We start from the raw sequence: 11,728 nt of genomic DNA, 5'->3' as shown, positions 1-11,728 counted from the left end.
CTTTATTTAAAGTAAAATAGATTGGTAAAAAAAGACTTTTATGGCTACGCCACGCTACGCTATCAGCAAGCCCTATTTAGACCAATGGATAAGCATTTTTACATTTATATCATGACAAATAACCATAATAAAGTGCTTTATACAGGTGTAACAAATGACCTAATCAGAAGAGGTTATGAACACAAAGAAAAATTAATAGAAGGATTTACGAAAAAATATAATGTTACTAAATTGGTTTATTACGAAATTTTTACAGATGCTACCAGTGCTATTGCTAGAGAAAAACAAATTAAAGCTGGTTCTAGACAAAAGAAAATTGATTTGATTAATAGCATTAATCAAGAATGGCGAGACTTGTATAAAAGTTTATTGTAATGATAATGGTATGTCATTGCGTATCCCTGACGGGAGGCGTTAGCCATATGTAACGAAGTGGAGTGAAGCAATCTCGTCTTCACCGATAGATTTTGCGATTGCTTCCCTTCGGTCGCAATGACAATAGTGAATCATTCATTTTCTGCGATCGCTTCCCTTGACAGCTTTACTCGCCGACCAAGCCCTAATTAGCAACGAATTATTTTAATATCGACTCAAAATTAAAAATCCTACTTGAAATAACCCGACAACAAAACCCAAAATACCACCTAAAGTCACAATTGCCTGTAATTCATTTTTTACAATTCCCTCAATTGCGGCTTCTAAATCAGCAGGTGAAGTTGATTTTACTCGGTCGATAATGACTTGATCTATAGATAAAATAGGAATTACTTGGGTGACAATTGCTTCTAAATCTCTTTCTAAATACCGTTCCAAAATTAACGCTAACTCTTCAGAAACGACTTCTAAAGAAGTACTGACAACTGGTGAATTACTCAAACGCTTGAGAAGTAATCCAGCAATATTTTCCCAGTCTGCTGATTCTGTTAATTCTTTTAACAAATCACTACCACTGTTTTGGAGATAATGACGAACACTATCTCTCGTTGTTTTTCTGAGTTGACGGACTGTACCAATTGGTAAGTTTTGGAAAGATAAATCTTGTAACAATTTTTTGAAGCGATCGCGCATTTGCAAATCTTGAATTAATTCTTGCAATCGCTTATTAGTAGCTTCTTTTTCATCTAAACAAAATGTCCGCAATCGTGTGAGAGTATTACGTAAACCGAATAAATTAGCTACTACCCAATAAGTACCGCTGGTTTTTTCTCGAAAGCTATCATCAATAGTTTGAATTGTGCGATCAGTTAAAAAATCAACTATCGCTTGTCTTAACACATCTGGTGGTAAAACTACTTCCAATAACCAATCAGCTAACCGTGTCGATTGTTCTTCACTCAGTTGAAATTCCAGTAAAATCTGGTCAAAAATTTGGTTGATTTGCGCTTCTAAAAAATTTTCTTGTCGTGCTAATACCTTGAGAAGGCGTGGTAATGACTCTCCTAATAAATCACGTAAAATTCCCGCGACAATTTTGACACTTTTCTGGTTTTTATCACCTTGGACTTGTTCAATTGCTAACTGCAATAACCAGAGAATTGCACTTTTTACTCTTTCTGTTTGTAGAAGTCGTCGCGCCAGTTTTTGTAATTCATCTGGCGTTAACAGCGACCCCATAATGGTATCAGAAATGTTTTTTGCTAACCTTTCTTGATTACGGGGAATCAATCCGGGAGTAAAAGGTACTCTCCGCCCCAGAATATAAATAGCTTGGTAGGGGCGAAATAGCATTTTGATGGCTATATCGTTGGTGAAATAGCCGATAACTCCACCCAAGATAGGGGGTGATACATAAAGCCAAAGATGAGACCAATCCACAGGATTTTGGATTAGGAAACGAGGACAAGGGACTGGGAGAGATGAAGAGAAGAGGGTGAGGGAGATGGGGAAGAAATCAATTAAAAAACTTCTGGCTCCTGACTCCTGGCTTCTGCTTCCAATTACCAATCATTTATTTACTACTAGCACTCCCATCATACCGCTAGAAATGGGATAATGTACGCTATTGACAAAACCAGCTTTTTGTGCTAAATTTACCTGCTCTTTACCAATGGGGAAGCGGTCTAAGCTGGGACTGATATAAGCGTATTCTTCCTTCACGCCTAGATTTGTGGCTAGGGGAACAACGAAATTATCTAAATACCACTGCTGAAAGGTACGGAATATGCCATGACTGGGTCGATGAAAGTCTAAAATAGCTGCTTTGCCACCAGGCTTAAGAACACGATATATTTCTTGGAGACTGAGGGGAATATCTTTAACATTTCTTAAACCATACCCCATTGTGATGGCATCAAATTGATTGTCATCAAAGGGTAAATTTAGCACGTCAGCTTCTAGCCAAGTGATTTCTGTTTGGGGGTAATATTTGTGGTTGCGTTCTTTGGCCGTTGTGAGTAAGTTGCAGGAAAAGTCTACACCATATACCTTTCCTGTCACTTCTACACGTCGGGCTAACCGAAAGGTTAAATCGCCACTACCACAACACAAATCCAAGCAAGTATCTCCAGGTTTAGCTGCACTCCATTTGACTGTCATTTCTTTCCATATGCGGTGTTGTCCCAGACTTAACCAATCATTCAATTGGTCATACACTGGAGCAATACGGTCAAAAATGTCACGAATTTCGTTGGTCATTAATCAGATAAGTTTTTAAATTTGAGATTGGTATACTAAGAAACAGTTTATAAAGTGTCATTCTGTAGCTTGCCTGCGGTTCCAGAGAGGGATACAGTATGACATGAGGTCTAGGTTTCACCCGTTTGCAGTATAACTACTCGATAGAGCGATCGCTAATAGTTCCACCGATAAATGGATGAGTTTGAGTTCATCGGTTCTTAAAATACAAGGTTTTTGCCACTGTAGGGATAATACCCCCAACATTTTCTGCCGATAAACAATGGGGATAATTAAATGTGCTTGAACTCCAGCGGCTTGGTAGTAGGCAAGACTACTGAGATTAGGGTCTTTAGGTATATTTAGAGATGATTGTATTTGACCAGTTGCGATCGCTGCTTTTGCTAGTACATCTTGAGAGAGCCAATTTTCAATCATGCCCGTCTCACTGTATACCCCTTGAGTTCCAACTAGAGTTTCCCCTTCCAGCAGTTGCACAATACAGCCGTCTGCGTTAAAAGTTTTACTACAAGCTTTAGCAATGGGAGCCAGAGTTGCTTCTAAACTGGAAGCTGCTTGAGTGACTTCGACCAAAACCGTCAGCAGATCCATTTGGGCATTAGCACGGCGCAATTCTTCAGTTCTTTGCTTGAGCAGATCATAAGTTGCCGCTGCTCTTTGCACTACATCCTTTAATTCTCCAGAGTCCCAAGGTTTGGTGATGTATTTGAAAACTTGACCGGAATTAATAGCCTCTACCAAGTCTTCAATATCAGTAAATCCAGTGAGAATAATTCTGACTGTATCGGGAAATTGTGGTAATGTCCTGCTCAGAAATTCGGTTCCTTTCATTTCTGGCATCCGCTGATCGGATATAATTACCGCCACTTCACCCTCTTCCTCCAACAATTGCAGCGCATTTACACCACTGTCAGCTTTGAGGACATTAAAATCACGGCGAAAGGTGCGATACAGCAAATCCAGATTATCTGGTTCATCATCAACTACAAGAATTTTGAGTTTTGTTGGGCGTTCACGATTACTCGCTTGAGAGCGTACCTGCTCAATGTCCATATTGAGGTTATCCATAAGTTGTTTTATATCTTCTTTACAATTTGGTTATATTCCATACAAGGCTAACTTGAGAATAGGGGATTGGGTAATCGGTAATGGGTAAAACACTCCTGATAGGGTGGCGTAAATCATACTCCTAGTTTCAGTAAGAGTTGATCAAGATTCTGATCTGACAAGAGATTAGCACTTTAGAGATTAGAATTAGGATATGCTGTCCAGGTTAAGCTGTAACATATTTTAATTACACCTTGATTAATAAAATTCCGGCATCAGGCAGATACTAAAAGCCAATGCCAGCCACGAAGTCCATACTTTAAATCTCACAGAATCACCATATTAAGTTAAAGCTTACACTTTAGATTATGACTGAACTACCAACCAATACTCAAGATACTGAGAACGCTACTAACGATACAGCACAAGAATTATTAGTCAAGTTAAGACAAAAACAAGGTAACTGGGTGGAATGGGGAACTGCGATCGCTTACCTACAAAAAAACGGTTACAATCCTCAAGAAATTTTTGAAGCTACTGGATTTGAGCCAAGTCAACAAAATCAGGTAATTGTTGGCTCACAGGTTTACAGTTGTTTAGAAAAGTTTGGTGCATCCGAAGCTACAAAGGCATACTATGGTGAAAGGGCTAGTGATATTCTATATGAACTGCGCCTACTTACCCAAGAAGACCGAGCCGCAGCCGCCGATTTGATTTTTCTTCACAAACTCGACGTAGACGAAGCAAGGGAGATTGCTAAATCAATTAGAGATTTTTCTCGATTTTCTGCCCCACCAACAGGTTTTACAGCCAATCCTGGGGATGCTGTAGCTTATCAAATTTGGAAATTAGCAAGACAAAATTCTGATTTACAAGAGCGATCGCGCTTAATAGCCAAAGCATTACGATTTGTTCATTCACAAACAGCTAGAAAACAAATCGAACAACTATTAATGGATTTTACCGCAGTTGTTCAACGCTCTGCTCCAATTCTTCCCTTTTTCCGTCTAGAGTCAGATGAAGAATTACCCCGGATTGTACCTGTAGTTGGTGAGTTGCCATTGACACCGCAAGATATACAAGCTGTACCCCTAATTACAGAGATTGGACCATTTCGGATTGTCAAATTTGCCGGAGAACAAGCTTGGGTATCCTTACCAGGTTGGCAAGTACTACGATCTGCTGAAGATCCAGTAGTAATTATTGCCAGTAGCGATATCTTCCCTAACCCAACCCTAACCAAAACAGAACCGGTGCTAGTCGTTATAGATCGCGCACAAAGAGAATGGGATATTTCCAGCTACTTTGTCGTCGATAACTCCGGTGAAATTGATTTTCAGTGGTTTGATACTGCCCCAGAAAATACCATACTCGGAAAAATAATCGTTATTTTACGTCCTAAGAAAGTTCTTGATGAAGAATTTACCAAGGATTCTTGGCAGATTGACGAATAAGGTTAGGTGATTGGTGATTGGTAAGAAGAGTTTTACCATTCCCCAATTACCAATAGGACTTACGCACGAGTTACGGAATATCGAAGGAATATCGAACCGCAGAGGACGCAGAGGACACGGAGAAATAAGAGTTTGAGGGTTTTTTGCGTAAGTCCTAACCAATTATGAATTATTGCAACGATAAAGTTGATAGGGGAATTGACCAGTGCGGTAGTGTTGGGTAGGTTCTATATTACAAGTAGTTTTACCAGATGTAAGTGTCAACTTTGGTGGATAATCCCGTTTTCTCATGCTTGAACCTACGAACCATAAATTAAACTGAGATATATCTGCCATAGAAATTTGAGAAAGCTTGTTACTGAAGGTAGAAAAATCAGCAGCTTTATCTAAAAAAACCAAACTATCTTTCTGTAATTGGCTTGTGATTTCATGACTTCTAAGTCGTTCCAATGCCAAAGCGAAACTTAATCCCCCAGCGACATCTTGATAATTGTCATATCCCACCACCAACATTAATGGTACAGCAGGTTCAAAATTCATATTTTGGGCAACTTTTTCAGGTTGGAAGGGTTTTTGAAATGCTAAATTAGAAAGCACAAAAATACAACTGATTAAACCAACCAATAAAAAGACAAATTTGGGAATTTTGATTTTTTCTAAACTGGCTGCTAATAGAGCGCAAAAACTAGGATAATAGACAAAATGATAACGAGGAACAACCGTAATATCTTTACCTAATAAATAAGCAATAAATAAAAATTGTAATAATACAAAAAAAGTAAAACTTAAAAGTGTGAACGTAGGCAAATGGGTTGTACTTTTTAACCATAGTAACTTTAAATTTGGCAAGACTTGCCACCCAGCCCAAATCATAAATACAACCATGAGAAAACTACAAAAAATTGCAATTAATAAAGGCTGATTTTCTACTGGGAGAGTAATTATCATCAACATCCAGGTGATCAAAGTTTGATAGATCGGTTCAACATGATGAGCAGATGGCAACCAATTAGTTTCTGAACGACGTAAATGGCTGACTATAACTAGTACCCAGGGTATGAAGCTAATAATAATAGAACAGGTAAAGATAATTAGATATAAACAGACTTGACGGAGTTTTAAAATATTACTTTTACCCCGATAAATTAGCAGTACTAGTGTGGCAACTTCGGCGATAAATGCTATACTAAAAAAATAGTGAACATAAAGACCGATACTATTAATAATTGCCCATAAGAGCCAAACCCAAAAATGTAATCTTTGTTTGTGAAAGATATCTTGCTGAATTTGCATGAGCAAGAATAATGCTAAAGTAATTATGAGCATAGGTAGAGTGTAGTGCCTTGCTTCTTGGGACAGGTAAACAGCAAAGGGGGATAATGCCATCAAAAATGCTGCCATAATTCCCGATGTGGGAGAAAAAGCAATGCGATTGACTCCATAAATTGCTAGGATTGTAGCCACACCAAATAAAGCTGGTAGCGATCGCAATTTAGCCATCCACTCTATATCCAAGGGATGCAAAAACCCTAACCAACTGTACATCCAGCAAAAAAACAGCGGTGGGTGAGTGGAATAATTAGCAAGATTTTCGGCAATTTGAGGGCAGCTAACACCTGGTTGAAAAGCAAAAATTTCCTGAATTTGGTTGAGGGGAAAGAGAACATCCAAAGGTAAATCACGGTAGTTTTTACCCAAACTGAAAATAGCCGTAATTATTTCATCGAGCCAGAGGGGTTTTAAATCTAGATGCCAAAAGCGCAAAATAGCACCAATAGCGATCGCAATACCCAATGCAGGTATCGTTCCAGTTAAACCCAAATCATGTATAAAAAGTTTGCGATTTGTCATTATTGATTTATGTCATGTTCGTTTGAATACTTATCATATCTGTTGGGGGTCGGTGATTGGGAAGAGCAATTATTTAATCAATGAATATTATTCATATCTGCGCTGTCATAATTAAAATAAAAGTCTAAATATTTATATGTCTAAAAATAATTTTACTGATTTAGAACATCAAGAAAACCTTGATCTAGAAGCAAATCAGCAATCCTCCTTTGCTAAATTAAACGACAACATTGTAGCCATTCGTGATAGTTTGCGACCTGGACAAAAGCAAATGGCCGACTGGGAACATGGATCATTAGCTGTGTCTGCTGTTCCTGGTGCGGGTAAATCTAGAGGGATGGCAGATGCAGCTGCGATCGCGATCGCACGTCAATATCAACATTCCCTTTCCACAGGAAACAATTACCGTCGTCAATTGGTAGTCGTCACCTTTACCCGTTCCGCTGCTGCCAACATTAAAGCAAAAATCCGCGAATGCTTACGAGATAAATTATCTTTACCGCAAACAGGCTTTGCCGTCTATACCCTGCATGGTTTAGCCTTAAACATTGCCAGCCGTCATCCTCACTTATCCGGTTTGCAGCTAGAAAATGTCACATTAATTACCCCTAACCAAAGCCATCGTTTCATTCGTCTAGCCATAGAACAATGGATTATTCATAATACCGAACAATATTCTCATTTACTTGCAGGTAAACAATTTGATGGTGAAGAAACAGAAAAACTGCGTCGTCAGTCAGTATTGCGAACAGAAGTATTACCAGATTTAGCTTATACCGTCATTCATGAAGCGAAAAGCTCAGGAATAACACCAGAACAATTAAAAAAATGGAGTCAAAAAACTACCGATAAGTATGCAATTTTGCAAGTTGCGGCAGGATTGTATGAGGAATATGAAAACTTAATGCGTAGACGCAACCCATCAGATATGTCGCCAGACTTCATCGACTACGACGATATGATTTTAGCTGCTTTACGAGTTCTAGAAAACGACAGCGCCCGTCGTATAGAGCAAAATCAAGTTTTCGCCGTTTTTGAAGACGAAGCCCAGGATTCTAGCCCACTTCAGACGCAGTTATTAGAAATATTGGCCAGTGAGGGAGATGGACTAGGGAGCAGGCTTGCCGTGAGCGTAGCCGAACGGGAGCAGCCCTTCGACTTCGCTCAGGGGGCAGGGGGCGGGGAGCAGGGGGCAGGGAGCAGGGGGCAGGGGGATGGGGCTGATTTTGATAGTTCTTTACTTAGCATTCCTAAACTCAACCTAGTGCGAGTAGGTGATCCTAACCAGGCGATTAATTCAACTTTTACTCCTGCTGACCCGATTTATTTCCGGGATTTTTGTAAAAAATGTCATCTTGATCAAAGATTGGCAACAATGGATCAAGCCGGTCGGAGTACGAGAATTATTATTGCAGCAGCTAACTTTGCGTTGGAGTGGGTGAATAATCAGTGGTCAACAACCAATAAAGGCGAAACTCCATTTCTGGTGCAGACAATTCACCCTGTGGATATCAATGATCCTCAGACAAATGCTAATCCCGCACCAGTGGGGAGGGGACTTGAACTTTATACCCCTGTAGATATTCATCAAACAGTTGAATTACTTTCCCAGAGAGTAGTTGAGTTATTCACCCAAGATCCCAAATCCTGTGCGGCAGTGTTAGTGCGAGAAAATCGCCAAGGAAGATGGTTAGGGGAGGCTTTAGAACCGATATGCAAAGAACATAACATCAAACTTTATGACGTGGGAGAGCGAGAAAGACGTTCTCATGTACCCCAAGAAATTTTATCATTATTGCAATTTTGCGATCGCCCCCACTCTCCCGGACAACTCAAAGCCGCCCTCGATGTCCTAGTCCAACGTCAATTAATTCCTACCCAAGACCTCAACGCCCTCGCCAGTGTTCCAGAAGAATTTTTATATCCTGGTCCCCTAGCCGCACCGCAAACAGATATAGTCCAAAAAACTGCCCATTTGTGTTGTAGCTTACTCCGCGCTCGTCTAGAACTGCCCTTGTATCAGATTATTTCCTTCTTCGCCTTAACCTTAAATTATGACCAAGCAGAATTAGCAACCGCTGACAAACTTGCAGAAAGAGTAAACCAGCAACTCTTCGGTAACACCTCAATGGAAGCAATGCTTTCCGCTTTAAGTGAAATCGTCAGTTCCGAACGGTTTGAACCAGTAGACACAGAAAATCTGGACGAACAATATACCCAACCAGGTCAACTCACAATCATCACCATGCACAAAGCCAAAGGGCTAGATTGGGATTATGTGTTTTTGCCCTTTCTGCACGAAAACCTCATTCCTGGTAGATTTTGGGTTCCACCCCAAAGCCAATTTTTAGGTGATTTTACCTTATCAGAAGTCGCTCGCGCCCAAATTCGTGCCGTACTCCACACCAACACCATCCCCAATATCAGCCAAGCTTGGGAAGATGCAAAATATCTGAAAATGGCTGAAGAATACCGTTTACTCTATGTTGCCATGACCAGAGCCAAGCGGCTGTTATGGATGTCTGCGGCTCAACAAGCGCCCTTCACTTGGAATAAACCGCATAATTTGCAAGCTTCAGCCCCCTGTCCTGTTTTTGCAGCCTTAAAGCGCCAGTTTCCCAAAAACGTAGTTAAGTAGGGCTTGCTGAAAATTTGGTGAAGAAATTTAAATGTAGGGTGTGTTGTCGCGCAGCGTAACGCACCGTCAAGAATTTAAGGTACGTTAGCCTACGACACAACCCACCCTATGCAGAATTTGTATTTATTCATATACATTGAATTTTTTCTCCAACTTACTTGGGTAGAAAAATTTCTAATTATCAAAAACGATAGAAACTTTGGATTGTAGATTGGGAATATTAAAAATTAGGGTGTTTTATCGACTGTAAAAATACAAATTTTACAAATCATTATCACACCTTTTTAAGATTTCACTATCTAATTTTCAATCTTCATACAAAATTTATGCGACGCAATCAAAAACTTTATCTATACTCATCCTTAGATCGTTTTCGTTGGGTTAAAAAAAGTTACACTGCCAAAATTATGTTGGTGGCGTTTTTAGGTACGCACATACCTCTTTTGACATTACTTGTTAGTTTCCTCATCTCTAATTCCTTTTCTACAGAGATGACATTACGAGTTCTGTTAATTGCTCTTTTGGCTACTTTAGCGGGTACAGCCATTACCCTATATATACTCAATTACTTACTTGCTCCAGTCATTTTGACATCTAAAGCCTTACAAGAATATCTAAGCGATAAGGCTTTACCTAAACTACCGACAAAATTCGCGGATGAAGCGGGAACTTTGATGGCTGATACTTCACAAACTCTCCATAAGTTAGATGAATTAATTCACTACATCACTAACTACAACAATATAACTGGATTACCTAATCGGGAGTTGTTTAGCGATCGCGTCTACCAGACCACATTACAATCCCATAGTCATGAATGGATCATAGCTTTACTTTTATTTAGTATTGATGATTTCGCCAACATCAATCATGGTTTGGGTCATGAAAAATCAAACATCCTCTTAAGACAAGTTGTTCAACGTTTAACTACCTGCATAGCTCAAACAGATATTCTTGGACATATCAACAGAGAAGAATTTGTCATTGCCAGGACAGAAATACATTCTTTTGAGGGTTTAATTAAACTCTCACAGTTAATACAGAGTAGCATTGCCAAACCATTCTTAATAGAGGGTAGCCAGATTCATATCACAGTCAGTTTTGGAATTACAATCAATAGCATAGAGCATCCTGAAAGTGTAGAGAACCTTTTGCAAGAAGCTCACATAGCACTTCACAAAGCAATCCAACAAGGACGTAGTCAATACCAATTTTATTCATCAGATATTAATACCCAATTACAGGAGCGCCTGATATTAGAAAATGAATTACATGAAGCCTTAGAACGCGAAGAGATATTGGTTTATTACCAACCTATGATTGATTTCCATAGTGGACAAATAGTTGCAATGGAGGCATTAGTTCGTTGGCAGCATAGCACCAAAGGTTTAATTTCTCCAGCAAAGTTCATTCCCATTGCCGAAGCAAATGGTTTAATTGTACCAATTGGTGAATGGGTATTGCGAAGTGCTTGCAAACAAATACGTGCTTGGCAACTTGCCGGACTTCCCCCAATTCGTATATCAGTAAATCTCTCAGCTTTACAATTTGAACAATCCAATTTAGTAGATGTTGTTAGCCAAGTTCTAAAAGAAACGGAACTAGACGCATCTTTTTTGGAATTAGAAGTAACAGAAAGCTTCTTAATCAGTAATATTCAGAACTCGATTACGACCCTCAAACAATTAAGAGAACTTGGCATATTACTGGCTTTAGATGACTTTGGTACTGGCTATTCTTCCCTAAATTATTTGAAACGTCTACCTGTTCATATTCTCAAAATTGATCAATCATTTGTCCAAGATGTAACATCTAATCCTGATAGTGCAGCGGTGACAGATGCCATCATTGCCTTAGCTAAAAGTCTGCGATTAAACATCACAGCCGAAGGGATAGAAACAGAAGAACAGCTTAATTACCTGAAAAAGCGGGGATGCGATGAAGGTCAAGGTTACTACATCAGTCGTCCTGCACCTGCTGAGAAAATTGTAGAAATGCTCAATAACAGTTCTCAGAGTCTTCAACTAGAGAAAGTGTAGGTGAGGGACTTCCAAATAAAAAAATTCCCAATTTGTAGGGTAGGTTAGGTTAGGACGATATAGCG

8 protein-coding genes are annotated in these 11,728 nt (G+C 39.4%); 4 read left to right on the top strand and 4 right to left on the bottom strand.

Annotated elements, in window-relative coordinates; all coding sequences use genetic code 11:
• Positions 1-21: 21 nt before the first annotated feature.
• Positions 22-375 carry a GIY-YIG nuclease family protein gene (locus ACSQ6I_RS13785; protein WP_438890885.1) on the top strand — a complete coding sequence of 118 codons (354 nt, stop codon included), beginning with the start codon at positions 22-24 and terminating at the stop codon, positions 373-375.
• Between the two features lie 204 nt (positions 376-579).
• On the opposite strand, the gene ACSQ6I_RS13780 is transcribed toward ACSQ6I_RS13785, so the two are convergent.
• The 3 genes from ACSQ6I_RS13780 to ACSQ6I_RS13770 form a co-directional block, all read right to left on the bottom strand.
• A complete protein-coding gene (locus ACSQ6I_RS13780) occupies positions 580-1,815 on the bottom strand; it encodes a DUF445 domain-containing protein (protein ID WP_438890883.1) in 1,236 nt (411 codons plus the stop codon).
• A gap of 129 nt (positions 1,816-1,944) precedes the next feature.
• Entirely contained in the window at positions 1,945-2,634 is a 690-nt protein-coding gene (gene ubiE, locus ACSQ6I_RS13775) for a bifunctional demethylmenaquinone methyltransferase/2-methoxy-6-polyprenyl-1,4-benzoquinol methylase UbiE (protein ID WP_438890882.1), read from the bottom strand.
• Positions 2,635-2,751: 117 nt separating this feature from the next.
• Positions 2,752-3,702 (bottom strand): response regulator, encoded by a 951-nt coding sequence (locus ACSQ6I_RS13770; RefSeq protein ID WP_438890881.1) that lies wholly within the window; start codon positions 3,700-3,702, stop codon positions 2,752-2,754.
• A gap of 347 nt (positions 3,703-4,049) precedes the next feature.
• Here ACSQ6I_RS13770 and ACSQ6I_RS13765 point away from each other — a divergent pair, with 347 nt between their 5' ends.
• On the top strand, positions 4,050-5,135 hold the full coding sequence (locus ACSQ6I_RS13765; protein ID WP_438890880.1) for a RuBisCO accumulation factor 1: 1,086 nt from the start codon (positions 4,050-4,052) through the stop codon (positions 5,133-5,135).
• Positions 5,136-5,297: 162 nt separating this feature from the next.
• On the opposite strand, the gene ACSQ6I_RS13760 is transcribed toward ACSQ6I_RS13765, so the two are convergent.
• The gene (locus tag ACSQ6I_RS13760) at positions 5,298-6,986 is read right to left on the bottom strand and encodes a glycosyltransferase family 39 protein (protein WP_438890879.1); all 1,689 of its coding nucleotides are present in this window, start codon (positions 6,984-6,986) and stop codon (positions 5,298-5,300) included.
• Positions 6,987-7,122: 136 nt separating this feature from the next.
• On the opposite strand from ACSQ6I_RS13760, the gene ACSQ6I_RS13755 reads away from it, so the two are divergent.
• Complete coding sequence (locus ACSQ6I_RS13755; protein ID WP_438890878.1) at positions 7,123-9,624, top strand: ATP-dependent helicase; 2,502 nt, start codon at positions 7,123-7,125, stop codon at positions 9,622-9,624.
• 326 nt (positions 9,625-9,950) lie between these two features.
• Positions 9,951-11,663, top strand: a complete 1,713-nt coding sequence (locus ACSQ6I_RS13750; protein ID WP_438890877.1) for a putative bifunctional diguanylate cyclase/phosphodiesterase — start codon at positions 9,951-9,953, stop codon at positions 11,661-11,663.
• Positions 11,664-11,728 lie beyond the last annotated feature (65 nt).

It is taken from the genome of Anabaena sp. WFMT, assembly GCF_051781005.1.
Classification (GTDB): Bacteria; Cyanobacteriota; Cyanobacteriia; order Cyanobacteriales; family Nostocaceae; genus Anabaena.
This window is presented reverse-complemented; position numbering and strand designations above follow the sequence as displayed.

Bases quoted from the DNA above. Each gene is read 5' to 3' on its own strand.
- ubiE (WP_438890882.1), bottom strand. From the start codon at position 2,634: ATGACCAACGAAATTCGTGACATTTTTGACCGTATTGCTCCAGTGTAT.
- ACSQ6I_RS13770 (WP_438890881.1), bottom strand. From the start codon at position 3,702: ATGGATAACCTCAATATGGACATTGAGCAGGTACGCTCTCAAGCGAGT.
- ACSQ6I_RS13765 (WP_438890880.1), top strand. From the start codon at position 4,050: ATGACTGAACTACCAACCAATACTCAAGATACTGAGAACGCTACTAAC.
- ACSQ6I_RS13760 (WP_438890879.1), bottom strand. From the start codon at position 6,986: ATGACAAATCGCAAACTTTTTATACATGATTTGGGTTTAACTGGAACG.
- ACSQ6I_RS13755 (WP_438890878.1), top strand. From the start codon at position 7,123: ATGTCTAAAAATAATTTTACTGATTTAGAACATCAAGAAAACCTTGAT.
- ACSQ6I_RS13750 (WP_438890877.1), top strand. From the start codon at position 9,951: ATGCGACGCAATCAAAAACTTTATCTATACTCATCCTTAGATCGTTTT.